21 protein-coding genes and 2 riboswitches are annotated in these 26,253 nt (G+C 70.6%); of the genes, 13 read left to right on the plus strand and 8 right to left on the minus strand.

The genetic code is table 11. The features are described 5' to 3' along the window. Positions 1-184: 184 nt before the first annotated feature. From AC4GYY_RS14685 to AC4GYY_RS14705, 5 genes are all read left to right on the plus strand, one after another. Positions 185-1,570, plus strand: coding sequence for a TIGR03013 family XrtA/PEP-CTERM system glycosyltransferase (locus AC4GYY_RS14685; protein WP_491121612.1), 1,386 nt, complete (start codon positions 185-187; stop codon positions 1,568-1,570). Position 1,571: 1 nt separating this feature from the next. Beyond that, entirely contained in the window at positions 1,572-3,605 is a 2,034-nt protein-coding gene (prsK, locus tag AC4GYY_RS14690) for an XrtA/PEP-CTERM system histidine kinase PrsK (RefSeq protein ID WP_491121613.1), read from the plus strand. Next, a complete protein-coding gene (prsR, locus tag AC4GYY_RS14695; protein WP_491121614.1) occupies positions 3,602-4,948 on the plus strand; it encodes a PEP-CTERM-box response regulator transcription factor in 1,347 nt (448 codons plus the stop codon). The genes prsK and prsR overlap by 4 nt, the downstream gene beginning before the upstream one ends. Positions 4,949-5,045: 97 nt before the next feature. Further along, the gene (locus AC4GYY_RS14700) at positions 5,046-7,058 is read left to right on the plus strand and encodes a tetratricopeptide repeat protein (RefSeq protein WP_491121615.1); all 2,013 of its coding nucleotides are present in this window, start codon (positions 5,046-5,048) and stop codon (positions 7,056-7,058) included. A 94-nt stretch (positions 7,059-7,152) separates the two neighbouring features. Beyond that, on the plus strand, positions 7,153-7,959 hold the full coding sequence (locus tag AC4GYY_RS14705; RefSeq protein ID WP_491121616.1) for a DUF815 domain-containing protein: 807 nt from the start codon (positions 7,153-7,155) through the stop codon (positions 7,957-7,959). A gap of 81 nt (positions 7,960-8,040) precedes the next feature. Here the strand turns inward: AC4GYY_RS14705 and eda are convergent, their stop codons facing one another. The 8 genes from eda to AC4GYY_RS14745 form a co-directional block, all read right to left on the minus strand. Next, positions 8,041-8,622, minus strand: a complete 582-nt coding sequence (eda, locus tag AC4GYY_RS14710; protein WP_491122014.1) for a bifunctional 4-hydroxy-2-oxoglutarate aldolase/2-dehydro-3-deoxy-phosphogluconate aldolase — start codon at positions 8,620-8,622, stop codon at positions 8,041-8,043. A 14-nt stretch (positions 8,623-8,636) separates the two neighbouring features. Continuing rightward, a complete protein-coding gene (gene glk / locus AC4GYY_RS14715; RefSeq protein WP_491121617.1) occupies positions 8,637-9,605 on the minus strand; it encodes a glucokinase in 969 nt (322 codons plus the stop codon). Positions 9,606-9,608: 3 nt separating this feature from the next. Continuing rightward, positions 9,609-11,420 (minus strand): phosphogluconate dehydratase, encoded by a 1,812-nt coding sequence (edd, locus tag AC4GYY_RS14720; RefSeq protein WP_491121618.1) that lies wholly within the window; start codon positions 11,418-11,420, stop codon positions 9,609-9,611. Positions 11,421-11,519: 99 nt separating this feature from the next. Continuing rightward, positions 11,520-12,230, minus strand: a complete 711-nt coding sequence (pgl, locus tag AC4GYY_RS14725) for a 6-phosphogluconolactonase (protein ID WP_491121619.1) — start codon at positions 12,228-12,230, stop codon at positions 11,520-11,522. Between the two features lie 32 nt (positions 12,231-12,262). After that, positions 12,263-13,726, minus strand: a complete 1,464-nt coding sequence (zwf, locus tag AC4GYY_RS14730) for a glucose-6-phosphate dehydrogenase (RefSeq protein WP_491121620.1) — start codon at positions 13,724-13,726, stop codon at positions 12,263-12,265. 14 nt (positions 13,727-13,740) lie between these two features. Then, on the minus strand, positions 13,741-14,661 hold the full coding sequence (argC, locus tag AC4GYY_RS14735; RefSeq protein ID WP_491121621.1) for an N-acetyl-gamma-glutamyl-phosphate reductase: 921 nt from the start codon (positions 14,659-14,661) through the stop codon (positions 13,741-13,743). Further along, the gene (locus tag AC4GYY_RS14740) at positions 14,658-14,909 is read right to left on the minus strand and encodes an SH3 domain-containing protein (protein WP_491121622.1); all 252 of its coding nucleotides are present in this window, start codon (positions 14,907-14,909) and stop codon (positions 14,658-14,660) included. Before AC4GYY_RS14740 ends, argC begins: the two co-directional genes overlap by 4 nt. A gap of 52 nt (positions 14,910-14,961) precedes the next feature. After that, on the minus strand, positions 14,962-15,306 hold the full coding sequence (locus tag AC4GYY_RS14745) for a MarR family transcriptional regulator (RefSeq protein ID WP_491122016.1): 345 nt from the start codon (positions 15,304-15,306) through the stop codon (positions 14,962-14,964). Positions 15,307-15,502: 196 nt separating this feature from the next. On the opposite strand from AC4GYY_RS14745, the gene secG reads away from it, so the two are divergent. The 8 genes from secG (at position 15,503) to AC4GYY_RS14785 (ending at position 26,227) form a co-directional block, all read left to right on the plus strand. Continuing rightward, complete coding sequence (secG, locus tag AC4GYY_RS14750; protein WP_491121624.1) at positions 15,503-15,901, plus strand: preprotein translocase subunit SecG; 399 nt, start codon at positions 15,503-15,505, stop codon at positions 15,899-15,901. Positions 15,902-15,987: 86 nt separating this feature from the next. Beyond that, positions 15,988-17,622, plus strand: coding sequence for a CTP synthase (gene pyrG, locus AC4GYY_RS14755; RefSeq protein WP_491121625.1), 1,635 nt, complete (start codon positions 15,988-15,990; stop codon positions 17,620-17,622). Positions 17,623-17,810: 188 nt separating this feature from the next. Continuing rightward, positions 17,811-17,910: riboswitch (glycine riboswitch) on the plus strand. Further along, positions 17,911-18,006, plus strand: a riboswitch (glycine riboswitch). A gap of 158 nt (positions 18,007-18,164) precedes the next feature. Then, positions 18,165-19,256 (plus strand): glycine cleavage system aminomethyltransferase GcvT, encoded by a 1,092-nt coding sequence (gene gcvT, locus AC4GYY_RS14760; RefSeq protein WP_491122018.1) that lies wholly within the window; start codon positions 18,165-18,167, stop codon positions 19,254-19,256. A 3-nt stretch (positions 19,257-19,259) separates the two neighbouring features. Next, positions 19,260-19,631, plus strand: a complete 372-nt coding sequence (gcvH, locus tag AC4GYY_RS14765) for a glycine cleavage system protein GcvH (protein WP_491121626.1) — start codon at positions 19,260-19,262, stop codon at positions 19,629-19,631. 144 nt (positions 19,632-19,775) lie between these two features. Continuing rightward, positions 19,776-21,134 (plus strand): aminomethyl-transferring glycine dehydrogenase subunit GcvPA, encoded by a 1,359-nt coding sequence (gene gcvPA, locus AC4GYY_RS14770; RefSeq protein ID WP_491121627.1) that lies wholly within the window; start codon positions 19,776-19,778, stop codon positions 21,132-21,134. A 109-nt stretch (positions 21,135-21,243) separates the two neighbouring features. Next, positions 21,244-22,815 (plus strand): aminomethyl-transferring glycine dehydrogenase subunit GcvPB, encoded by a 1,572-nt coding sequence (gene gcvPB / locus AC4GYY_RS14775; protein WP_491121629.1) that lies wholly within the window; start codon positions 21,244-21,246, stop codon positions 22,813-22,815. A gap of 66 nt (positions 22,816-22,881) precedes the next feature. After that, positions 22,882-25,155: a phosphoenolpyruvate--protein phosphotransferase gene (ptsP, locus tag AC4GYY_RS14780; RefSeq protein WP_491121631.1), complete on the plus strand. Its 2,274-nt coding sequence runs from the start codon at positions 22,882-22,884 to the stop codon at positions 25,153-25,155. A gap of 94 nt (positions 25,156-25,249) precedes the next feature. Then, the gene (locus AC4GYY_RS14785; protein WP_491121633.1) at positions 25,250-26,227 is read left to right on the plus strand and encodes a helix-turn-helix domain-containing protein; all 978 of its coding nucleotides are present in this window, start codon (positions 25,250-25,252) and stop codon (positions 26,225-26,227) included. The last annotated feature ends 26 nt before the right edge of the window (positions 26,228-26,253 follow it).

Here is a 26,253-nt window from a genome sequence, read left to right on the forward strand (position 1 = left end):
GCCGCCTGCGATCCGCTGCGACGCACGCAACGATGGGGCCCCGGCGACGATCGGACACTCCCCCGCGCCCCGAACGCCTTACGCCGGAAAACGATCCGGAGCGGCAACGTTCAGACTTTGTTTGCCCTTTCCTGCGACATCCCGGCGTCGGATATCCTTACACTCGAAGGTCCCGGACGGCGCGATGATCAGGGTCTTCAGGCATTACGTCCCCAATGCGGTGCTTCTGCTCGGCGTGCTCGACGTCGTGCTGCTGCTCGCCGCCGCCGAGGCGGGCTGGCTGATCCGCGCGCACCAGATCGGGATGCTCGTCGAACCGATCCACACCCGTCTGCCCCAGCTCGTCACCTTCGCGGTCACGCTGGAGACCGCGATGGTCGCGGTCGGCGCTTACGGCGCGCTGTCGCTCCAGTCGATGCGGTTCGCGGTGGCACGGGTGCTGGTGGCGGTGTCGCTGGGCGTGATCTTCCAATCGATCATCTTCTTTCTCGTCCCCGCGCTGACCTTCTGGCGATCGAACCTGTTCCTGTCGATGATCCTGTCGGCGATCCTGCTGGTGCTCGTGCGGCTGTTCTTCGGCCGCGTGATCGGCGGCGAGATGCTGAAGCGCCGCGTGGTCGTGCTGGGAGCGGGCCCCCGCGCCGAGCGGCTCGCGGCGCTGGCGGAAAAGCCCGAGTCCAGCTTCACGATCGCCGGCTTCGTCGCGATGGGGGTCGCGCAGACGATCGCCTCGGCCGTTCCGCGCGAGGCGATCGAGAACCTTGCCGCCCATGTCGTCGACCTGCGCGCGACCGAGGTGGTGCTGGCGATCGAGGAGCGCAGGAACGCGCTGCCGCTCAAGGACCTGCTCCGCGTCAAGACGACGGGTGTCAACGTCAACGACTTCTCGAGCTTCCTTGAGCGCGAGACCGGGCGGATCGATCTCCAGAGCGTCAATCCTTCGTGGCTGATCTTCTCCGACGGCTTCTCGTCGGGACGGATGCTGTCGAGCGTGGTCAAGCGCGTGTTCGACGTGGTCGCCAGCCTGGTGCTGCTGGTCCTGACGGTCCCGATCGTGGTCGTGTTCGCCATCGCGATCAAATTCGAATCGCGCGGTCCCGCCTTCTACCGGCAGCGCCGTGTCGGCTTGTTCAACGAGCCGTTCGACATCCTGAAGCTGCGCTCGATGCGTCAGGACGCCGAGACGATCGGGGTCGCCGTGTGGGCGGAGAAGGACGATCCGCGGATCACCCGCATCGGCCGCTTCATCCGCAAGGTCCGGATCGACGAGCTGCCGCAGTGCTGGAGCGTGCTGAAGGGCGAGATGAGCTTCGTCGGCCCTCGGCCCGAGCGCCCGCAATTCGTCGACAGCCTGGAGCGCGAGCTGCCTTATTACGCCGAGCGCCACATGGTGAAGCCGGGGATCACCGGCTGGGCGCAGATCAATTATCCCTATGGCGCAAGCGTCGAGGATGCGCGGCACAAGCTGGAATACGACCTCTATTACGCCAAGAACTATTCGCCGTTCCTCGATCTGCTGATCCTGCTCCAGACGCTGCGGGTGGTGCTGTGGCCCGAGGGCGCGCGCTGAGATGCAGCCGCTGATCCTCTGGATCCACGCGCTCGCGGCGCTGCTCTATGCGGTCGTGGCATTGGCGCAGGCAAGGAAGCCGGGCGGTGGGGTGCCCGCGGTGCCGTTCGTCGCCGCCTTGGCGCTCACCGCCTTGTGGCTGCTCGCGGTCGCGGGGATCGGGTTCGGCGACGCGGCGACGCGGCTGGCGGACGGCGCACGGGTGCTCGGCTGGTTGGTGTTCACCGCGGCGCTGGCGCGGGCGGCGGGACGGCGGCCGTCGCGCGGCGTCCAGGCGCTCTACCTCGCGGTCGGCGGCGTCACGGTGCTCGGCATGGCGCTGGCCCTGATCGACGACGTGGTGCGCGACCCGCAGGCGCTGACCGACATCGGCCAAGCGCGGCTGGGGCTGCGCATGATGGCCGCGCTCGGCGCGCTGTTGCTGCTGCGCGAGGTGGGCGGCGCGCGCGCGCGGATCGGCGGCCGGGTGGCGGTGCTGGCGCTCGCCGCGATGTGGAGCGTCGACCTCGTCCTGTTCGCGTCGAGCTGGTTCGCCGGGCGCTGGCCCGTCGCCTTGATCGCGGCGCGCGGCGTGGCGCTGGTCGCGTTGGTCCCCGCCTTCTCGCTCGCGGCGCGGCGGAGCGCGGGCGAGCTCCAGGTATCGCGTACGGTCGCCTTCCAGTCGCTGACCGTCGTGGCGATCGGGCTCTACGTCGCCGTGACGGGGTTCGCGACGGCGTTGCTCGGCGAGATCGGGGGGGATGCGGCGAGGATCGCGCAGACGGCGCTGGTGTTCGGCTCCGCCGCCGCGCTGGTGACGATCGGCTCGACGCCGTGGCTGCGCGCCTGGGCCAAGGTGATGGTCGCCAAGCATCTGTTCGCGCATCGCTACGACTACCGCGCCGAATGGCTGCGGTTCACCGAGACGCTGGGCACGCCCGGCGGCGCGTCGCTCGGCGAGCGCGTGGTCAAGGCGGTGGCGGACTTGACCGATTCGCCGGGCGGGGTGCTCCTGGTTCCCGATGGCGACGGGCTGGGCACCGCCGCGACGTGGCGCTGGAGCGGCCCGGCCGACGTGCGGGGCGATGCCGCGCTGGTGCGGCATCTCGCGGCGACCCGCCGGATCGTCGAGCTGGATGCCGTCCGCACTCGTCGCGCCGATCCGACGGAGATCGAGGCGGCGCCGCCCGCGCTGGTCGGCATGGGCGACGCCTGGGCGATCGTGCCGCTGATCCACGGCGGGGCGCTCGCCGGGGCGATCGTGCTGTCGCGCCCGCCGATCGACCGCGCGCTGGATTGGGAGGATTTCGACCTGCTGGGCGTCGCGGGGCAGCAGGTCGCAAGCTACCTGAGCGAGGATCGCGCGCGCGCCGCGCTGGCGGACGCCGAGCGGTTCGACGAGTTCAACCGACGCTTCGCGTTCATTCTGCACGATCTGAAGAATCTCGTCAGCCAGCTGACGCTCACCGCGCGCAACGCCGAGCGCCACGCCGACAATCCGGAGTTCCGAGCCGACATGGTGGCGACGCTGCGCGATTCCTCCGACCGGATGAACGCGCTGCTCGCGCGGCTGTCGCAGCACGGGCCGCGTCAGCCGGCGGCTGCCGTGGACGTCGCGGTCGCGCCGCTCCTCGCCCGGATCGCGCAGGCGCGGCGTGCGCAGCATCCGGTGGAGGTGAGCGCCGACGCGGCGCTGATCGTCCGCGCCGAGCCCGCCGCGCTCGAGACGCTGATCGGCCATCTTCTCCAGAACGCGGTCGAGGCCAGCCGACCCGGTGTGGCGGTGGTGCTGCGCGCCGAAGGCGTCGGCGACGCAGTGGCGGTCGAAATCGCCGATCGGGGGCAGGGCATGTCCCCAGCTTTCGTCCGCGACCGGCTGTTCAAGCCATTCGATTCGTCAAAGGCGGGCGGGTTCGGGATCGGCGCGTTCGAGGCGCGCCAGCTCGCCGAGGCGATGGGCGGCGCGGTCGCCGTCGACAGCCGCGAGGGCGAGGGCACGCGGTTCCGGGTGATGCTGCCGGCCGCCGCACCCCAGCTGATGGACCACGCCGCATGACCGAGCGCACCCTGCTGATCGTCGAGGACGACCTGGGCCTCCAGCGCCAGCTCCGCTGGGCATACGAGGGCTATCAGGTGATCGTCGCCGCCGACCGCGTCGAGGCCATCGAGGCGGTGCGCGCGCACGCGCCGCAGGTGGTGACGCTCGATCTCGGGCTGCCGCCCGATCCCGACGGAACCGCCGAAGGCTTTGCCGCGCTCGCCGAGATCCTGGCGCTCCGGCCGGAAACCAAGGTGATCGTCGCCTCCGGGCATGGCGCCCGCGAGAGCGCGCTCAAGGCTATCGCGGACGGCGCGTGGGACTTCTACGCCAAGCCGATCGACATCGACGCATTGGGGCTGATCGTCGCGCGCGCGTTCCACGTCCACGCGCTGGAAGCGGAGAACCGCCGGCTCGCCGCACGCGGCGGCTCGGCAGAAGCCGGTCTGGGCGGGATCATCACCGCCGCGCCCGAGATGCTCAAGGTCACCCGCACGATCGAGCGCGTCGCCGCCGCCGACGTCTCGGTCATGCTGCTGGGCGCCAGCGGAACGGGCAAGGAGCTGCTCGCACGCGGGCTCCACGACGCCTCGCGGCGACGGGGGCAGTTCGTCGCGATCAACTGCGCCGCGATCCCGGAGCCGCTGCTCGAGAGCGAGCTGTTCGGGCACGAGAAGGGCGCGTTCACCGGCGCGATCAAGACCACCGAGGGCAAGATCGAACAGGCGCACGGCGGCACATTGTTCCTCGACGAGATCGGCGACGTGCCGCTGGCCCTTCAGGTCAAGCTGCTCCGCTTCCTCCAGGAACGCACGATCGAGCGGATCGGCGGGCGCAAGGCGATCCCGGTCGACACGCGCGTCGTTTGCGCCACCCACCGCGACATCGACGCGATGGTGCGCGCCGAGACCTTCCGCGAGGATCTCTACTATCGGCTCGCCGAGATCGTCGTCCGCATCCCCTCCCTTGCGGAGCGCGCCGGAGACGCGGGCCTGCTCGCCCGGCATTTCGTCGGGCATCATGCGCGCGCGATGAAGCGGCCGGTCACCGGGCTCAGCCCGGACGCGCGCGCCGCGGTCGACGCATGGCGCTGGCCGGGGAACGTCCGCGAGCTGGAGAACCGGATCAAGCGCGCGGTGATCATGGCCGACGGCAAGCTCGTCACCGCCGCCGACCTCGATCTGTCCGAGCCCGACGAGTTGCCGGTATCGCTGCGCGCCGCCCGCGAGGAGACCGACCGGCGGGTGATCCGCCATGCCCTCGCGCGTGCCGACGGCAACATCTCGAACACCGCGCGGCTGCTCGGCGTCAGTCGGCCGACGCTCTACGACCTGCTCAGGTCCTACGACCTGCATGCTTGACGAGCCGTCGCGGTATCCGCTGCTGCGCGGCACGCGACCACGCGAACGGCGCCGGCGCAGGGTTCGCCGGTGGCTGTTGTCGTGGGCGACGGTCCGGGTGGCGGCGCGCATCGGGCTGATCGTCCTGGCGCTGGGCGTCGCGGCGACGGTGGTGTTTCTGGCGACCCGCGCGGCGCGCCCCGACCCGTTGCGCGAGCTTGCCGCGAGCAAGGCGGCGCTGGCACGAGGCGATTTCAGCGCCGCGCGTGATCATGCGCTCGCGGCGCTCACGGTCGCGCCGGACTCCGGCGAGGGGACCGTCGCGCTCGCGACCGCGTCATTGGCGCTCGGCGACGGCGCGCATGCCGACGGCGCGCTCCAGCGCGCGGCGGCCGCCGGGGTCCCGCTTGCTCGGCTGCACGCGATGCAGGCGCAGGCGGCGTTGCTCCAGGGTGACCTGGCGACCGCGATGCTGGAGGCGAGCCGCGCTGGCCGCGAGCCGCTCGCCGTGCGGGTGAAAGCGCAGGCGACGGCGCAGCAGGGCGATGTCGCCGCGGGGCAGGGGCTGTTGGTGGGGCTGCTCGCGGCCGATCCGAAGGATGGCAGGGCGTGGTCGACGCTCGGGCGCATCCGCTACCAGGCGGGCGATATCACCGGCGCGACTGAGGCGGCGGCGCGGGCGGTGCGGCTGGCTCCCACGCATCTCGAGGCACTGGTGCTCGCCGGCGAGATCGTGCGTGATCGCTACGGGCTGATCGCGGCGCTGCCTTGGTTCGAGGCGGCGCTCAGGCGCGACGCCTTCTACCATCCCGCGCTGATCGACGCCGCCGCGACGTTGGGCGACCTCGGGCGCTACCCCGAGATGCTCGACGCGACGCGGCGCGCGCTGCGCGCCCGGCCGGGAAGCGCGCAGGCGCTCTACCTCCAGGCGGTGCTCGCCGCGCGGGCGGGCCGGCGCGATCTCGCGCGCGCGATGCTCGCGAAGACGGGAGGGCAGGTCGACGACATGCCGGGCGCGCTGCTGCTCCGCGGCGCACTCGATTACGCCGACGGCAAGCCGCAGCAGGCGATCGGACCGTGGACCGAGCTGGTCGCGATCCAGCCGATGAACGTGGTCGCGCGGCGGCTGCTCGGCGCGGCGCAGCTTCGGGCCAGCGATGCGAAGGGAGCGCTGGCGACGCTGCGGCCCCTGGCGCTCAGGGACGACGCCGACAGCTATACGCTGACGCTGGTGGCGCGCGCGTTCGAGCGGACCGGCCAGCGCGGTTGGGCGGCGCGCTTCCTCGACCGCGCCGCCGCCCCCGCCGCGGGCGGCTCGGCGCCGTTCGGGCAGGACACGTCGCTGCCGGTGCTCGCGGTGGCGGCGCAGAACGGCGCGACGGACGCGACCGTCGAATATGTCCGCGGGCTGATCGAGGCGGGCCACTGGGACGAGGCGGCGTCGCGCGCGGCGGCGTTGATGCGGGGTGCGCCGGGCGCGCCGGCGCCGCGGCTGGTGCTCGGCGACATCCTCTCCCGTCAGCGTCGCCCCATCGACGCGCTGGCGCTCTACCGCAGCGCGGCGAACCTGGATTTCGGCGCGCCGGTGCTGCTGCGGCTGGTCGAGGCGGCGGCGAGCGCGGGGCAGCCGAAGGCCGGTGCGGATGCGCTCGCCCTCTATCTCGGGCAGAATCCGCAGGCGATCGCCCCGCGGCGGCTGCTCGCCAATCTCCAGCTCGCCGCACGCGACTGGGACGGCGCGACCGACTCGCTGGAAGCGGTGCGCGCCGAATCCGGTTCGCGCGACTGGGTATTGCTCGCGCAATTGGCGCAGGCCTCTGTCGGGGCGGAGGATCCGGAGGCGGGGCTGCGGTACGCGCGCGCCGCTTATGCCCTCCAGCCTGCAAGCGCGATGACGGCGGACGCTTACGCCTGGTCGCTCTACGCCGCCGATGACGTGCCGCGCGCGCTGGCGCTGTCGGTGAAAGCGGTCACGCTGGCGCCCGCCGACCCGCTCGTCCGCTGGCACTACGCGCAGCTGCTCGCCGAAGCGGGGCGTCGGGAGGCCGCGAAGGTCGAGATCGCGCGGCTGCTCGCCAATCCCGCCTTTGCGGACCGGGACGCGGCAGCGGCGCTGGCGAAGACGCTCTAGCCCCAATGTCCCCGCGTGGGCGGGGAGCTTTGGGCTTGCGCCTGCGCGGGAGCCCGTGCTTGTCAGTGCCGGCGGGAGTCCCGATAGCCCGGCCATGGACCCGCTTCTCCGCATCGCCGCCGCGCTGGAGCGGCTGGCGCCGCCCGCGCCCGCGCCCGCAAATCCGCTTGCAGACGCGGCCTATGTCTGGCGCGGCGATCACCTCGCCGCAGCGCGCGCGCTCGCGCCGCTGCCGCTCGCCGCGCTCCACGGGATCGACGCGCAGAAGGACGCGCTGCTCGCCAATCTGCGTCGGCTGGCGAAAGGCCATGCGGCGCAGGACGTGCTGCTGTGGGGCGCGCGCGGGACGGGGAAGTCGGCGCTGGTCAAGGCGGTGGTCGGCGCGCTTCAGGGCGAGGGCGCGGGGCTGGCGCTGGTCGAGGTCGCGGGCGGGCGGATCGAGACGCTCCCCGCGCTGTTCGGGACGCTGGCGAGCGTGGCGCGGCCGTTCGCGATCTTTCTCGACGATCTCGGCTTCGACGCCGCCGCCGATGCGCGCGCGCTGCGCTCGCTGCTGGAAGGCGGGGCCGAGGCGCGGCCGGCGAACGTGCGGCTGCTCGTCACCTCGAACCGGCGGCATCTGGTCGCGCGCGAGCATCCCCAGGGCGCGGGCGGGATCAATCCGCGCGATGCGGCGGACGACGAGCTGGCGCTGGCGGACCGCTTCGGGCTCAGCCTCGGCTTCCACGTCGTCGACCAGGACGGCTATCTGGCGATCGTACGCGGCTATGCCGAGGCATACGGATTGCCGTTCGATCCGAATGATGCGGTGCGGTGGGCGACACGGCGCGGAAGCCGCTCGGGGCGGGTCGCATGGCACTATGTGGTCGAGCTGGCAGGGCGCGAGGGGGTGGCGCTGTAGCCCCTGCTCCCGCGTTTGCGGGCGCCGGCGCCGCGGGCCACTCCCTCGTTGCGCTGGGCCCGGCCTGCGCGGGAACGGCGGTCAGCGCAGCGCCGCCGCCGCCTTCGCTCGTGCCGTCGTCTCAGCCGCCGTCGCGCCGATCACCCAGCTGCCGCCGACGCAGAGCACCGGACCGAACGCGAGCCATGTGGGCGCGGTCGTAGCGGTGATGCCGCCGGTCGGGCAGAAGCGGCATTGATAGAAGGGGGCGGCAAGCGCCTTCAGCGTCGGCAACCCGCCGCTCGCTTCGGCGGGGAAGAACTTGAAGTGGCGCAGACCAAGGTCGAGCCCCCGCATCAGGTCGGCGGCGTTGGCGACGCCGGGCAGGAACGGCACGCCGCTGTCGATGATCGGGCGCGCGACGCGCTCGGTCAGGCCGGGCGATACGATGAACTCCGCACCCGCATCCATCGCCTGCGCGAAGCCGTCCGGGTCGACCACCGTCCCCGCTCCGACGATCGCGCCCTCGACACGCTTCATTTCGGCGATCGCCTCCAGGGCCGCGGGGGTGCGCAGCGTCACCTCCAGCACGCGCAAACCGCCGGCGACCAGCGCCTCGGCCAGCGGGCGGGCCGTGGTCGCGTCGTCGATCACCAAGACGGGAATGACCGCGCTGGTCCGCATGATCTCTTCGATGGTCACGAACGATGCTCCTGCGCGAAGGCGGCCGCAGCGCCGAACAGGCCGGGTTGGGGGTGGGTGATGAGCTTGACCGGGATCGACCCCATCATCGTCTGGAAGCGCCCTTTCGCGACGAAGCGCTGGCCGAAGCCCGATCGGATCAGCTTGTCCTTGATCCTGAGGCCCAGCCCACCCGCGATAACGACCCCCTTGGCGCCGTGTGCGAGCGCGAGGTCGCCGGCCACTGCCCCCAGCGCCAGGCAGAAGCGGTCGAGCGCGGCGAGCGCGAGCGGATCGGTCCCATCGAGCGCCTCGGCCCAGATGGTCTTGTCGTCGCGGCTCGGCACCGCGTCGTTCTGGAGCGCGGCGAGCGTCTCGTAGATCGCGACGATCGCCGGGCCGGCGACGACGCGCTCGGTCGAGACGCGGGTGAAGGTCTTGCGGAGCCGCTTGAGGATGGCGTCCTCGATCGGGTCGAGCGGGGCGTAGTCGACGTGGCCGCCCTCCGTCGACAGCACGAAATACCGGCCGTCGGTCTTGAACACCTGCGCGACGCCCAGCCCGGTCCCGGGGCCGCAGACGGTGGTGACCCCCTGCGCCGGCAGCGGCTCGTCGGGACCGCACAGATGCTCGAAGTCGTCGTGCGGCAGCTGCGCGACCGCGTGGCCGACCGCGCCGAAATCGTTGATGATCGTATAGATGTCCGCGCCGAGCCGTTCCGGGATCAGCGAGGGGCGGATCACCCAGGGATTGTTGGTCAGGCGGATCACGTCGCCGGTGATCGGCGAGGCGACCGAGATCGCCGCCGCCTTGGGCAAGGGCGCGCCGTGCTTCGCCTCGAACGCCTGCCACGCGGTCTGGAGGCTCGCGTGTTCGGCGGTCTTGAGCGTGACCGGCTCGCCGAGTGACACGACCCGGCCGTCTTCGACCCCGGCGATCGCGAAGCGGGCGTGGGTGCCTCCGATGTCGACAGCGACGATGTCCATGATCTAGAGTCCTGCCCCCGCGAGCACCGCGCTCGCGCCCTTTTCCGCCTCGTCGGCGAGGCCGCGGAACAGCCCGAACAGCTCGCGGCCGAAGCCGTCCGCTGGCGATGGGGGCGCCGGCTGCACGCGGGCGGCCCATACGCCTGCATCGACCAGCGCGTCGAGCGTCCCCGCGACCGCATCGACCCGGATGATGTCGCCGTCGCGGATCAGCCCGATCGCTCCGTTCCCCAGCGCCTCCGGCGAGACGTGGATCGCGCACGGCACCTTGCCGCTCGCCCCCGACATGCGCCCGTCGGTGACCAGCGCGACCCTGAACCCGCGGTTCTGGAGGACGCCGAGCGGCGGGGTGAGCTTGTGGAGCTCCGGCATCCCGTTCGCGCGCGGACCCTGGAAGCGGACCACCACCACCACGTCCTGCGCCAGCTCGCCGCGCTCGAAGGCGGCGAGGACGTCGAGCTGGTCGTCGAACACCCGCGCGGGCGCTTCCACGATCCACCGGTCGCGCTCGACCGCCGAGACCTTGATACAGGCGCGGCCGATATTGCCCTGGAGGATGCGCATGCCGCCGTCGGGGGCGAAGGGTTCGGCGGCGGGGCGCAGGATGGTGTCGTCGCCGCTCGCGCCGGGGTCGCGCCAGGCGAGCGTCTCGCCCTCCAGACGCGGCTTCTCGCCATAATTGGCGAGCCCACCTTCGGCGATCGTCATGATGTCGGCATGAAGGTGCCCGCTCGCGATCAGCTCGCGGATCACGAACGGCATCCCGCCCGCCGCCTCGAAGGCGTTCACGTCGGCCGCGCCGTTGGGATAGACCCGCGCGATCGTCGGGACGGCGGCGGAGAGCCGGTCGAAATCCTCCCAGTCGATCACCACGCCGGCGGCGCGCGCGATCGCGGGGAGGTGGAGCAGGTGGTTGGTCGAGCCGCCGGTCGCGAGCAGGCCGACCGCGGCGTTGACGATCGCGCGCTCGTCGACGCAGCGCCCCAGGGGACGATAGTCGTCGCCGCGCCAGCCTATCGCGGCGAGCCGGTGGACCGCGGCGCGGGTCAGCGCCTGGCGGAGCGGGGTGCCCGGATTTACGAAGGCGGCGCCGGGCACATGGAGCCCCATGACCTCCATCATCATCTGGTTGGTGTTGGCGGTGCCGTAGAAGGTGCAGGTCCCTTGCGTATGGTACGCGCCGATCTCGCTCTCGAGCAGCTCGTCGCGGGTCGCCTCGCCGGTCGCGTAGCGCTCGCGGACCGCCGCCTTGGCCTTGTTCGGGGTGCCGGTCGGCATGGGTCCGCCGGGGATCAGCACGATCGGCAGATGGCCGAAGCGAAGCGCGCCCATGAGGAGGCCGGGGACAATCTTGTCGCAGATGCCGAGCAGCGCCGCGCCCTCGAAGGTGCCGTGGCTCAGCGCGACCGCGGTCGAGAGCGCGATCGTGTCGCGGCTGAACAGGCTCAGCTCCATTCCCGCATAGCCCTGGGTCACGCCGTCGCACATCGCGGGCACGCCGCCCGCGACCTGGACGGTCGCCCCGACCTCGCGCGCCCAGACCTTCATCCGCTCCGGGTAACGGTAATAGACCGCATGGGCGGAGAGCATGTCGTTATAGGCGGTGACCAGCCCGATGTTCATGCCGCGGTCGGCCTTCAGCCGCTCGCGGTCCTCCTCGGTCCCGGCATAAGCGTGGGCGAGGTTGGCGCAGCCGAGGCTCGGTCGCCCGATCCACTGATCGCGCGCACGGTCGAGCAGGTCGAGGTAGCGCGCGCGCGACGCGCGGCTACGCTCGATGATCCGGTCGGTGACGGCGGAGACCGTCGGGTGCATCGATCGTCCCCCGTTCGAAGCCTGCGGGTCACCCTTTGCGGCACCACCGCCACCGGAACAAGTCCGGCGCGACGATCCGAAGACGTTCGCGGTGCGGCGCTACGCCGCCCAGTGAATGTCGATGGGCACCTCGACGCCCGCCAGCACGCGGCCGATCGGATAGCGTGAGCTTTCGCCCTGCTTGATCGCGTCCTCCAGCACGCGGCGCTTGTCCTGGCCGGTGATCGCGATGGTCAGCGCCTTGGCCGAGACGATCGCGGCGCGGCTGAGCGTCACGCGCGCGACCGGCGCCTCCGGGGGGAGCGGATCGGGCATGACGCCGAGGGCGCGACGCTCGCGCGGGCCGCTGAGCGCCTCGTCATAGTCCGGACCGGGGAAGATCGACGCGGTGTGCCCGTCGCCGCCCATGCCGAGCAGCACCAGGTCGAGCGGCCAGTGCAGATCCTGCATCAGCGCGTCGGCGCTGCGACCCGCCGCCTTGTAGTCGGCGGTGGCGGTCGGCACGATCGGGATCACGCGCGCGCCCTTCGGGATGAACGCCTTGCCGATCATGGTCACGTTCGACAGCGGATCGCCCAGCGGAACGACACGCTCGTCGACCGGAACGATCGTTACCTTCTTCCAGTCGAGCTTCGCCTTCGCCAGCGTGTCGTAGATCGGGATCGGAGTCTTGCCGCCGCTGAGCGCGATCACGGCCGCGCCGCGCGCGTCGAGCGCGCTCTCGATCACGAACTGGATGTCGCCCGCGACGGCCGCCGCCATTTCGGCGGCGTCGTCATAGTCCCACCATTCGACTTCGTCTTCGGTCATCACTTCACTCCGTGCGCCCCACCGGGCGAGAATCAATCGTCCTGCCAGGTCACGCCGTCGCGCTCGGTCAGCGCGATCGAGGCGGCGGGGCCCCAGTTGCCGGCCGAATAATGTTTCGGCTTCATCCCGTTCGCCGCCCAGCCTTCGCGGATCGCGTCGATCCAGGTCCACTGCGCCTCCACCTCATCGCGGCGGACGAACAGCGTCTGGTCGCCCTCGACGAGGTCGAGCAGCAGCCGCTCATAGGCGATCCGCCGCCTGGTCCCGGCGAACTCGTTGTCGAGGCTGAGGTTCAGCGGCACCTCGCGCAGCCGGACGCCGTCGCGGTCGAGCCCGGGCTCCTTCGCCATCACCAGCAGCTGGATATATTCCTCGGGCTGGAGCCGGATCACCAGCACGTTGGGCTGGAGCAGCCCGCCGCGGCCCGAAAACATCGAATGCGGTACCGGCTTGAACTGGATCGCGATCTCGCTGCGGCGGGTCGGCATCCTTTTGCCGGTCCGCAGATAGAAGGGGACGCCCTGCCAGCGCCAATTGTCGATGTGCGCCTTGATCGCGACGAAGGTCTCGGTGTTCGAATCCTTGCCCAGCTCCTCGTCGTAGCCCTTGACGATCTCGCCCTTGACCGCGCCGCCGGTGTACTGGCCGATCACGGTGTCCTTGGCCGCATCCTCGGGCTTGATGAGGCGCAGCGAGCGGAACACCTTCGCCTTCTCGTCGCGCACCGCGGTCATGTCGTAACGCGCAGGCGGCTCCATCGCGATCAGCGCGACGAGCTGGAGGATGTGGTTGGCGACCATGTCCCTGAGCGCCCCGGCGCCGTCGTAATAGCCGGCGCGATCCTCTAACCCCACGGTCTCGCTGATCGTGATCTGGACGTTGTCGACGCCGTGCGTGTTCCAAACGGGCTCGAAGAACGAATTGCCGAATCTGAGCGCGAGGATGTTCTGGACCGTCTCCTTGCCCAGATAATGGTCGATCCGGAAGATCCGCTCTTCGGGAAAGGCGCGTCCGACGGTGTCGTTGATCTCCTTCGACGAGGCGAGATCGTAGCCGAGCGGCTTCTCCAGCGCGATGCGCACGGTGTCGCCGGTCAGATTGACCTTCTGGAGCCCCTCGACCGCCGATTCGAACAGCGACGGCGCGGTCGAGAGATAGATCGCGAGCCCGCCGGAGATGTCGCCGACTTTCTCGGCAAGCGGCTGGAAGCTGTTCGGATCGCTCAAGTCGGCGGGCTGGAAGCCGAGCCGATCGGCGAAGCTCTTGATCGCCGCCTCGTCCTTGCGGTCGTCCGACAGGAACTCGTCGAGCGCCTTGGCGGCGAGGTCCCGGTAGCCCTTGTCGTCGAGGTCGCCACGCGCCGATCCGATGATCTGGAGATCGGCGGGCAGCAGCCCGTCGGCGTGGAGATTGAATAGCGACGGCAGCAGCATCCGCTTGGCGAGATCGCCGGTCGCGCCGAACAGAAGCAGCTTGGAGACGGGAGTGCGGGTCATGAGGGTGGCTCCGATCAGAGCGTGAGGCCGGCGGTGGGATCGAGCCCGGCCATGAGGTTGAGGTTCTGGACCGCCGCGCCGGCGGCACCCTTGCCGAGATTGTCCAGGGTCGCGATCAGCCGCGCCTGGCCGGCGGCGGCGTTGATGAAGGCGCGCAGGGTCATGCGGTCGGTCCCGGCGTCGTCCTCGATCGCGACGGTCGCGGTGTCGGCCGCGGCGATTCGAACGACCGCGCTTGCCGCATAGGCCTCCGCCAGCGTCCCGGCGAGTGCGTCGAGGCCGCTCGTCAGTTGCGCGGCATGCAACGGGACCTCGACGATCATCCCGCGGAAGACGTCGGCGACCGCGGGCTGGAAGACCGGCGCGATCGCGAGCCCGGCATGGCGGGTCATCTCCGGCACGTGCTTGTGCGCCAGCGAGAGCGCGTAGGGGCGGAATGCCGTCCCGGCCCCGCCGCCCTCGAACTCGGCGATCATCGCCTTGCCGCCACCCGAATAGCCGGAGGTCGCATTGACGCTCAGCAGCGCCTCCGCCGGCAGCAGCCCGACCCGGATCAGCGGACGGACGAGCGCGAGGAACCCCGTCGGATAGCAGCCAGGATTGGCGACGAAGCGCGCCACAGCGATCCGCTCGGCGTGGCCGGGGTCCAGTTCCGGAAACCCGTAGGTCCAGCCGTCGGCGACGCGGTGCGCGGTCGAGGCGTCGATGATGCGGGTCCGCCCGCCCGCGACCAGCGCCACCGCCTCGCGCGCCGCGTCGTCGGGCAGGCAGAGGATCGCGACGTCGGCGTCGTTCATGGCCTCGCGCCGGGCGACGGGATCCTTGCGGCGCGCCTCATCGACCTCGACCAGGGTGAATTCGGCGCGGCCCGCGAGCCGCTCGCGGATCTCGAGGCCGGTGGTCCCGGCCGCGCCGTCGATGAAAACGCCGGTCACGCGCCGAGCGCGCTGGCGTCGAGGTATCCGACCAGTCCGCTTTCGGGCGCGATCCCCCAGGCGGCGGCGCCGGTCACGTCGAGCAGATCGAACGGGTCGCCGGGCGCAAGCGTCGCCAGCGTCTCTGCATCCTCGCCTCGGGCGGAGCGCAACGGCGCGGAGATCGCCAGCGTCCGCCGCATCGCGCGCGCATAATGCGGCGCGAAGACCTGATCGGCGAGGCGGATATCGGCGATGTCGGGGCGCACGGCGTGGGTCCGGGGATCGAGCGCGCAGGACCGGCCGGTCAGCGCGAAGACCTTACGCGGCGGCCTGCCGGTGTTCGGGACGTCGCTGGGGTTCGCGCTCGTGTTCGTCCCCGTCGCCGATGAAATGCCCGAACTCCTCAAGAAAATCTGCCCCCTCGGACGTGCGCGCGACGAAGATGTTGCGCTTGTCGGTGTCGTCGCGCTGGCGGCGCAGATAGCCGAGCGCCCCCAGCCTGTTCAAGGCGCGCGTCACCACCGGCTTCGAGACGTTGAGCATTCCCGCCAGACCGCGCACGGTGTGCGGCCCGGGCATGAGGTACACCACCAGCAGCAGCGCCATCTGGCGGTTGGTCAGATCCGGCTCACCCGAGCGGACGTAATCCACCAGAGTGGTCATCCAGGAGGACAGCACGGGTTGGGCGAGGGTAGCCAATTGTTTTCCAGACACGTCGGCGAGTTCCGCTTCGCTGCATGAACGCCCGCACGGGGCCGTGGTTTCCCCCCTTTGTTTCGAAAAGGGATCGAGCGGTTGATCGAGTCCCGCCCGCGGCTTATGTGCCCGCGCGATTTCCCGCCGTGTTCGAAAGCGCTTGATGTTCACCTTCCTGCTCGTCCTCCACGCCATCATCGCGGCCGCGCTGGTCACGGTGATCCTGATGCAGCGGTCGGAAGGCGGCGGATTGACCTCGGGCGGCAGTCCGTCGAGCCTCATGTCGGCACGCGGCGCGGCGGATTTCCTGACGCGGACCACCGCGGTGCTGGCGGGTGCCTTCGTGTTCTTGTCGATCGCGCTGGCGGTGATCGCGGCGACGCGGCAGAGCCAGACGGTGGACGTCTCCGCCGCGCGCGCGCTCCCCGGGGCCCCGCCGGTCCAGACCGCTCCCGCCCCCGCGGATGGCGCGGCGCTGTCGGGCGCCGCTCGCGCCGTCCAGCCGGACAACGCCGCCGCCGCTCCGCCCGCGCCCGACAACGGCGTACCGCTCGCGCGCTGATCTTCGGATCACCGGCACCATTCGTCGCGCGGGTCGCACCCGCGCGCTTGTTTCCATGCGTGTTTAAAGGCTAGGCGTTTCCTCCCATGGCGCGGTTCATCTTCATAACCGGCGGCGTGGTGTCGTCGCTCGGCAAGGGCCTTATGGCCGCCTCCCTCGCCGCGCTGCTCCAGGCGCGCGGCTACCGCGTCCGCATCCGCAAGTTCGATCCGTATCTGAACGTCGATCCGGGGACGATGAGCCCGTACCAGCACGGCGAGGTCTACGTCACCGACGACGGCGCGGAGACCGATCTCGACCTCGGCCATTACGAGCGCTTCACTGGGGTCGCGGCGCGGCAGAGCGACAACGTCACGAGCGGACGCATCTACCAGCAGATCATCACCCGCGAGCGGCGCGGCGATTATCTCGGCGCGACTGTGCAGGTCATCCCGCACGTCACCGACGCGATCAAGGACTTCGCCAAGGCGGAGACCGACGATCTCGACTTCGTGCTGTGCGAGATCGGCGGCACCGTGGGAGACATCGAGTCGCTGCCGTTCATCGAGGCGATCCGCCAGCTCAAGAACGAGGTGGGCCGCGGCAATGCGATCAGCGTCCACGTCACGTTGGTCCCCTACATCGCCGCGGCGGGCGAGCTGAAGACCAAGCCGACCCAGCATTCGGTCCGCGAGCTCGCCGCACTCGGCGTTCAGCCCGATGTCCTCGTCTGCCGCTGCGAGAAGCCGCTACCCGCGAGCGAGCGGGCGAAGATCGCGCTGTTCTGCAACGTCCCCGAGAGCGCGGTCATCCCGGCGCTCGACGCATCGTCGATCTACGCCGTGCCGCTGCAATATCACGGCGAGGGGCTCGATTCGGAGGTGCTGCGCGCGTTCGGGATCACGCCGTCGTCCGCGCCCGACCTGTCGCGCTGGCACGAGATCGTCCACCGCCTGTCGCATCCCGAAGGCGAGGTGACCGTCGGCGTCGTCGGCAAGTACGTCGGTCTGCAGGACGCCTACAAGTCGCTGAACGAGGCCCTGGTCCACGGCGGGATCGCCAACCGGGTCAAGGTCAACATCCGCTGGATCGACGCCGAGTTGTTCGAGGGCGACCAGGCCGAGGTCGCCGCCCAGCTGGAGCCGTGCCACGCGATCCTCGTCCCCGGCGCGTTCGGCGAGCGCGGCGCGGAAGGCAAGATCGCGAGCGTCCGCTTCGCGCGTGAGCGGCAAGTGCCGTATTTCGGCATTTGCTTCGGAATGCAGATGGCCTGCGTCGAGGGCGCGCGCGATCTCGCCGGGATCGCCGAGGCCTCGTCGACCGAGTTCGGGCCGACTCCGGAGCCGGTCGTCGGCCTCATCACCGAGTGGATGAGCGAGACCGGGATCGAACGCCGTGCCGCCGAGGGCGATCTGGGCGGGACGATGCGGCTGGGCGCCTATCCGGCAAAGCTCGACGGCAATTCGGTCGCGGCGTCGATCTACGGCGCGCCCGAGATCAGCGAGCGGCACCGGCATCGTTACGAGGTCAATACCGCGTACCGCGAGCGGCTGGAGGTGGGCGGGCTGGTGTTCAGCGGCATGTCGCCCGACGGGATGCTGCCCGAGATCGTCGAGCGTCCCGATCATCCGTGGTTCGTGGGCGTGCAGTTCCATCCGGAGCTGAAGTCCAAGCCGTTCGACCCTCATCCCCTGTTCGCCAGCTTCATCGAGGCGGCGCTGCGGCAGAGCCGGTTGGTTTGAAATCCTCCTCGGCACGGGGAGGGGGACCGCGAAGCGGTGGAGGGGGCCCGCCACCCTACCGAGGTCAGTAGGGAGGCGGGCCCCCCTCCGTCTCGCTGCGCTCGCCACCTCCCCGTCCCCCGGGAGGATTGTTCGTTGACTCGCTTCCCCACTCCCGCCACACGGGCTCAGTCATTGCCGCTCGCGGCAGCGGCGGCGCGGGAGAGTGCGGGGCCTTTCAGGCGAACCCGCCGCCGAAGGAGCAACCGTCCCCGGAATCTCTCAGGCACAAGGGACCGCGCAGCCGAGACACTCTGGAAAGCGCGGGCCTGCGGGTCCGCCACCGAAGGGGTAACCGCGGTCGTCCGCGGGAAAGCTCTCAGGTCCCGTGACAGAGGGGGAACGAACCGCGGCTCCGGCCGCTGGTCGTTTCGAGCCTGTGACGGAGACCCGATGTGAGCCACGCCGTCCACGATGGACCAACCGACAGCCGTCAGGCGCGCGGTCAGCCGTATTCGCACGATCCGGACCCCGACGCCGACGCGCCGCCGCCGACCGAAACGCTGCCGCTCGATGCCTGGCACCGCGCACGCGGCGGCCGCATGGTCGAGTTTGCGGGCTACTGGATGCCGGTCCAGTACGAAGGCATCATGGCCGAGCATCTGTGGGTGCGCGAGAAGGCCGGGCTGTTCGACGTCAGCCATATGGGGCAGCTGCTGCTGTCCGGCGAAGGCGTCGACGACGAGCTCGAGAAGTTGATCCCGGCGGACGTGACGGGGATCGTCGTCGGCCAGCAGAAATACTCGCTGCTGCTCGCGGAAAACGGCGGCATCCTCGACGATCTGATGCTGAGCCGCTGGCCGGGCGGCCTCTACATGGTCGTCAACGGCGCGACCAAGTGGGACGATATCGCCCATCTGCGCGAACATCTGCCCGACGAGATCACGCTCAATCATCTCGACGACCGGGCGCTGCTGGCGCTGCAGGGACCGAAGGCATCTTCGGTGCTGGCGCGGCATGCGACCGGCGAATGGCCGCTCGACGCGCTGGTGTTCATGCGCGGCGGGCGGTTCGAGATCGCCGGGGTCGAGGCTTATGTCAGCCGCTCGGGCTACACCGGTGAGGACGGGTTCGAGATCTCGATCCCTGCCGCCGCCGCCGAGCGCGTCGCCGACCTGCTCGCCGCCGAGCTCGAGGTGAAGCCGATCGGGCTGGGCGCGCGCGATTCGCTCCGGCTGGAGGCTGATCTGCCGCTCTACGGCCACGACCTCGATCCCGACACGACACCGATCATGGCGGCGCTCGGGTTTGCGGTGGCGAGCAAGCGGCGTCGCGCGCAGGCGAACTTTCCGGGCGCGGCGCGGATCCTTGCCGAGCGCGAATCCGGGCCGGTCGCCAAGCGCGTCGGCCTCTTGGTCGAGGGCCGCCAGCCGGTGCGCGAGGGCGCGAGCGTGCTCGACGAGGACGGCAGCGAGGTCGGCCGCGTGACCTCCGGGGGGTTCGCCCCCAGCGTCGGCGCGCCGATCGCGATGGCCTATGTCCCCGCCGCGATGGCCGCGCCGGGCACGCAGGTCCGCCTCGCCCAGCGCGGCAAGGTCCACCAGGCGACCGTCGCCGCGATGCCGTTCGTCCCCCATCGCTATCATCGAGGATAGATCATGCCGCGATATTTCACCGACCAGCACGAGTGGATCGACGTCGAGGGTGATGCCGGCACCGTCGGCATCACCGATTACGCGCAGGGTCAGCTCGGCGACATCGTGTTCGTCGACGTGCCCGACGCAGGCAAGATCCTCGCCAAGGGCGACGACGCCGCGGTGGTCGAGAGCGTCAAGGCGGCGTCGGACGTCTATGCGCCGGCATCGGGCGAAGTGACCGAGGGCAATGCCGCGCTCACCGATCAGCCCGACCTGGTGAACACCGATCCCGAAGGGGCAGGGTGGTTCTACAGGGTGACGCTCTCCGATCCGGGCGAGCTGTCGAGCCTGATGGACGAAGCGGCGTACAAGGCGTTCGTCGCCTCGCTTTAACTCACGCCGTCACCCCGGCCTTGTGCCGGGGTCCAACGTGCCGCAACGGAAAAGCTGGAGTTTCCAGTCCGTCGCGTGCCGATCGTTGGACCCCGAATCAAGTCCGAGGTGACGGAGGATGATTGGCCACCGGCCGGAGACCCCATGCGCTACCTTCCCCTGACCGGCCACGATCGCGAGGCGATGCTCGCCACCGTCGGCGCGCACCATATCGACGACCTGTTCGTCGACGTCCCCGATGACGCGCGCCTCACCGGCCCGATCCACGGCCTACCGCTCCACACGCCGGAGCTCGCGGTCGAGCGCCACATGACGAAGCTCGCGCGGCAGAACATTGTCGCGGGCGAGGTCCCGTTCTTTCTCGGCTGCGGTGCCTATCGGCATCACGTCCCCGCCAGCGTCGACCATCTGATTCAGCGCGGCGAGTTCCTAACCGCCTATACGCCGTATCAGCCCGAGATCGCGCAGGGCACGCTGCAGATGCTGTTCGAGTTCCAGACCCAGGTCGCGCGTTTGCTCGGGACCGATGTGGCGAACGCCAGCATGTACGACGGCTCGACCGCCTGCTGGGAGGCGATCGGCATGGCGCGGCGGATCACGCGGCGGGGCAAGGCGATCCTGTCGTCGGGGCTCCATCCGCATTACGTCGAAGTCGCCAAGACGATGGCGAAGTTCACCGGCGATCAGCTCGAGTCGAGTCTGCCGGCGCTGACCGCCGAGACCGATCTCGGTGCGCTGATCGCCAGGATCGACACCGACACCTCGTGCGTCGTCGTCCAGTATCCCGACATCCTCGGCCGCATCGCCGATCTCCGCCCGCTCGCCGACGCCTGCCACGCCGCCAAGGCGCTGCTGATCGCGGTGGTGACGGAGCCGGTGGCGCTGGGCGCGCTGGTCTCGCCGGGCGAGATGGACGCGGACATCGTCGTCGGCGAGGGTCAGTCGATCGGCGTCGGTCTCCAGTTCGGCGGGCCGTACGTCGGCCTGTTCGGGTGCAAGGAGAAATACGTCCGCCAGATGCCCGGCCGGCTGTGCGGCGAGACGGTCGACGCCAACGGCAAGCGCGGCTTCGTGCTGACGCTCTCGACCCGCGAGCAGCACATCCGCCGCGAGAAGGCGACCTCGAACATCTGCACCAACTCCGGGCTCTGCGCGCTCGCCTTCTCGGTTCACATGACGCTGTTGGGCGAGGCGGGCCTGCGGCGGCTGGCGGGGATCAACCATGCGGGGGCGGTCAAGGCGGCGGAGCGGCTGGCGAAGGTGCCGGGGGTGCGCGTCGTCAACGACACGTTCTTCAACGAGTTCACGCTCGATCTCGGCCGCGAGACGCGGCCGATTGTCCGCGATCTCGCGCACCGGAACATCCTGGCGGGCGTGTCGCTCGGCAGACTCTATCCCGACGGCGACGGGCGCGAGCACGGGCTGGTGGTCGCCGTGACCGAGACGACGACCGAAGACGATGTCGAGGCGCTGGCGACGGCGCTCGAGAAGGTGCTGGCATGACCTTGCCCACCTGTCCGTTCGTCCCGAGCGCAGTCGAGGGACAAACGCTGAACCCGCCGCGGAGTGTCTCGACTTCGCTCGACACGAACGGCTTTCGGATGGTGACCGAATGACCCTGAATCGATCCGGCTGGCGCCCCGAGATGAGCGCCCAGGGCGAAGCCCCGAACACCTCGACCGGCAACCGCGCGCTGATGCTCGAAGAGCCGCTGATCTTCGAGATCGGCGACGAGCGCACCACCGGCGTCGACTTTCCCGAGGGTGACGTCGCGCACGACCGGCTCGGCGGACTGACCCGCAAGGCCCCGATCGGGCTGCCGGGGCTCTCCGAGCCCGAGACCGTCCGGCATTATACCCGGCTCAGCCGGCAGAATTACGCGATCGACCTGGGGCTGTTCCCGCTCGGCAGCTGCACGATGAAGCACAATCCGCGCCTCAACGAGCGGATGGCCCGGCTGCCCGGCTTCGCCGACGTCCATCCGCTCCAGCCGGTCGAGACCGTGCAGGGCGCGCTGGGCGTCATCGATCAGCTCGCGCACTGGCTGGTCACGCTCACCGGGATGCACGGCGTCGCGATGAGCCCGAAGGCGGGCGCACACGGCGAGCTGTGCGGCATCCTGTGCATCAAGGCGGCGCTGGAGAAGCGCGGCGAAGGGAACCGCCGTGTCGTGCTGGTGCCCGAATCGGCGCACGGCACCAACCCCGCCACCGCCGCCTTCGCGGGCTTCACCGTCGAGAACATCCCGGCGACCGCCGAGGGCCGCGTCGATACCGACGCGCTGACGGCGCGGCTGGGGCCCGACGTGGCGGCGGTGATGATCACCAATCCCAACACGTGCGGGCTGTTCGAGCGCGACCTGAAGGCGATCTCGGATGCGGTCCATGCTGCGGGCGGCTACGTCTACTGCGACGGCGCGAACTTCAATGCGATCGTCGGCAAGGTGCGCCCCGGCGACCTCGGCGTCGACGCGATGCACATCAATCTCCACAAGACCTTCTCGACCCCGCACGGCGGCGGCGGACCCGGGTCCGGGCCGACCGTGCTGTCCGAGGCGCTGGCGCCGTTCGCGCCGCTGCCGTTCATCGCGCGAGGACCGGACGGGCAAATTCGGCTGATCGAGGAGGCGACGGCGGGCGAGGACCATCCCGACACCTTCGGGCGGATGACGGCCTTTCATGGGCAGATGGGGATGTTCAGCCGCGCGCTGACGTACATCCTCAGTCATGGCGCGGATGGGCTGATGCAGGTCGCCGAGGATGCCGTGCTCAACGCCAACTACATCCTGCGCCGCCTCGAGGGCACGCTGGACGCGCCGTTCGCCGCATCGGGTCCGTGCATGCACGAGGCGCTGTTCTCCGACGATGGGCTGCCCGAGGGCTTCTCGACGCTCGATATCGCCAAGGGACTGATCGACGAGGGCTTCCACCCGATGACGGTCTATTTCCCGCTCGTCGTCCACGGGGCGATGCTGGTCGAGCCGACCGAGACCGAATCGAAGGCAGGGATCGACCAGTTCGTCGCCGCGCTGACGTCGGTGGCGGAGCGGGCCAAGGCCGGCGACGCCTCGCTCAAGTCCGCGCCCCACTTCGCCCCGCGCGCGCGGCTCGACGAGACGCTGGCGGCGCGGAAGCCGGTGCTGGTGTGGAAGGATCGTGAGCCGGCGGCGGAGGCGGCGGAATAGCTCCGGTTTGAGCGGAAGCGGAAACGAGCGGTTCAGCTTCGGAGCGTTCCCCTCTACACCGGCGGCATGACGCTCTCCGCCGCCGCCTCCGCCCGCGAGATCCTGGTCAACCTCCACGACGTGATGGCGTCGCGCGCCCCGGCGCAGGCCAAGCTCAACGCAGTGGTCGGGATCATCGGCGAGGCGCTGGAGAGCGAGGTCTGCTCGATCTACCTGCTGCGCGAGGGCGTGCTGGAGCTGTTCGCGACCCGTGGCCTCGCCGAGGAGGCGGTTCACGTCACCAAGCTGGCGATGGGCGAGGGGCTGGTCGGGACGATCGCGAAGGACGGCGAGATCCTCAATCTCGACGAAGCCGCGAGCCACCCCGACTTCGTGTTCCGCCCGGAGACCGGCGAGGAGCGGTTCCACAGCTTCGCCGGGGTCCCGATCGTCCGGCGAGAGCGGTCGGTAGGCGTGCTCGCGGTCCAGCATTCGGCCGCCCGCCGCTATGCGGACGTCGAGATCGAGGCGCTCCAGACGGTGGCGATGGTGCTCAGCGAGCTGATCGCCAACGCCGGGCTGATCGACCAGGGCGGCCCCAAGGACCGGCCCCAATCGACCGCCGCGATCCGGCTCTCCGGACAGCGCCTCGTCGACGGCATGGCCGCGGGCTGTGCGGTGTTCCACCAGCCGCGCATCGTCATCGAGCATACCGTCGCCGAGGATACCGAGGCCGAGCGCCACCGCGTCTATGCCGCGTTCGACAAGATGCGCGAGCAGATCGACCGTATCACCCGCGAGGCAGAGTTCGGTGTCGGCGGCGAGCATGACGAGGTGATCGCCACCTACAAGATGTTCGCCTACGACGAGGGCTGGTCGCGCCGGATCAACGAGGCGATCGACAGCGGCCTCACTGCCGAGGCCGCGATCGAGCGGGTCCAGCAGCGCACCCGCCAGCGGATGCGCCAGATCGACGATCCGCTCCTCGCCGACCGGATGCACGATCTGGAGGATCTGGCGAACCGCCTGCTCCGCATCGTTTCCGGGCAGATGGGGACCGCGGCGCAGCTGGGGCTGCGGCAGGACACGATCCTGATCGCGCGCAACCTCGGCCCGGCCGAGTTGCTCGAGTACGACCGGCGGCGGCTCAAAGGCGTGATCCTGGAGGAAGGGTCGTTGACCGCCCACGTCACCATCGTCGCGCGTGCGATGGGGGTGCCGGTGCTCGGCCGGGTCCGCGACGTGCGGCGGACGATCGCCGAGGGCGACCTGCTCCTGCTCGACGTGACCGAGGGCACCGTCCAGGTCCGCCCGTCGACCGCGATGGAGGAGGCGTTCGACGCCAAGCTGCTGCTGCGCCAGAAGCGCAAGGCGGTGTACGCCTCACTGCGCGAGGTGCCGCCGGTCACCAAGGACGGCGACCGGATCACGCTGATGGTCAACGCCGGCCTGCGCGATGACGCCGCCGCGCTCGACCTGACGGGCGCGGACGGCATCGGGCTGTTCCGCACCGAGTTCCAGTTCCTGGTCTCGGCGACGCTCCCCCAGCGCGAGCGCCAGCAGCGGCTGTACCGCGAGGTGCTCGACGCTGCGGGCGATCGCCCGGTGATCTTCCGCACGCTCGACATCGGCGGCGACAAGGCGCTGCCGTACCTGACGCACGAGGGGAGCGAGGACGAGGAGAATCCGGCGATGGGCTGGCGCGCGCTCCGCCTCTCGCTCGAGCGCGACGGGCTGATGAAGGCGCAGGCGCGCGCGCTGCTGGAAGCAGCGGCGGGGCGCACGCTCAACGTCATGTTCCCGATGGTGAGCGAGGCTTGGGAGTTCGACGAGGCGCGCGCGTTGTTCGAGGCGCAGCGGGCGTGGCTGGCGACGCGGGGCAAGCGGCTGCCGACCGAGGTCCGCTACGGCGCGATGTTGGAGGTCCCGAGCCTCGCCTATCAGCTCGATCTGATCCTGCCCAATCTCCAGTTCCTGTCGATCGGGACCAACGACCTCACTCAATTCCTGTTCGCCGCCGACCGCGCCAACCCCAAGCTCGCCGAGCGCTACGATTGGCTGTCGGCGTCGATCCTCCGCTTCATCGGTTCGGTCGTCGACCCCGCGCGCGCCGCCGGCGTCGATCTGGCGGTGTGCGGCGAGATGGGCGGGCGCGCGCTCGAGGCGATGGCGCTGATCGGGCTTGGGATCGACCGGCTGTCGATCACTCCCGCCGCGGTCGGGCCGATCAAGGCGATGGTGCGTACGCTCGACCGCGCCGCGCTCGCCGCCGAACTCGGCCGCTTGTTGCAGGCGCCCCCGCGCGATCTTCGCGGCGCGCTCGCCGGCTGGGCCGCGACGAACGGAGTCGAGCTGGGGTGAGGCGAGAGTCGGTGGAATTGACACCGTTGAACCGCAGTGGGACACGCGGCGGCGAACGGCGTCTTCGGCGGGTCGCCGCCGATCGGAGACAGGCATGACCGAGCAGGGTCGCGGCGACGACGCGACGCTTTTCCCCAGAACCGTGGGCGAGCGGCTGCGCGCCGCGCGTGAGCAGAAGGGACTGTCGCTGCCCGAGGTGGCGGCGCGGACACGGGTGCCGCTCAGGCATCTCGAGGCCATCGAGGCCTCCAACTTCGCCGGCCTGCCGTCGGCGACCTATGCGGTCGGCTTCGTCCGCAGCTATGCCCGCGCAGTCGATGCCGACGAGGTCAAGCTGGCGCACGACACCCGCATCGAGGTGGCGAACACGACCCGCGCCGCACCCGCCTATCAGCCCTATGAGATCGCGGACCCTAAGCGGGTTCCCTCGCGCGCGACGGTGATCGTCGCCACCGGTGTCGGCATCGCGGTGCTGGTGCTGGCGGCGCTGTTCTTCGCCACCACCGTGTTCCGCGGGGGCGCGCAGAGGGCCTCCGCACCCCCCGTCGTCGCGACGGTGCCGGCCGCTGCGCCCACCGCCACGCCAACGCCGGCGTCCGCCGGCCAGGTCCGGCTGACGGCGAACGACGAGGTGTGGGTCCGCATCTACGACGCCGCCGACACGACGCTCAAGCTCGGGACGATGAAGCCGGGCGAAAGCTACGACGTGCCTCCGACCGCGAACACCCCGATGATCAACGTGGGTCGCCCCGATAAATTGACGATCACGCTCAACGGCTCCGCGGTCGCCCCGCTCGGCACCGGCGAGCGCGCGATCAAGGACGTGCCGATCGGGGCCGCGGCGCTCGCCGCGCGTGCGGCTGGGCAGCCGGCCGCGGCCGCATCGCCGACGCCGTCCGCGCCGACCCCCGCCGCCTTCACCGCACCGGGCGCGCGTGCGCAAGGCGCGGGCTCCGAGCGGCGTCGGCGGCCTGCCGCGCGGACGCCCGGGCGGGAGCGGCCGAATGCGGCTCCGTCACGGACCGGCCCCGTGAATCTGCTGCCCAGCGGCTTCGCGACGCCGGCTGCGTAAAGGCTGGCGACAGGCGGCGCGTGCGA

The sequence above is a fragment of the Sphingomonas sp. SP6 genome (genome assembly GCF_058313435.1).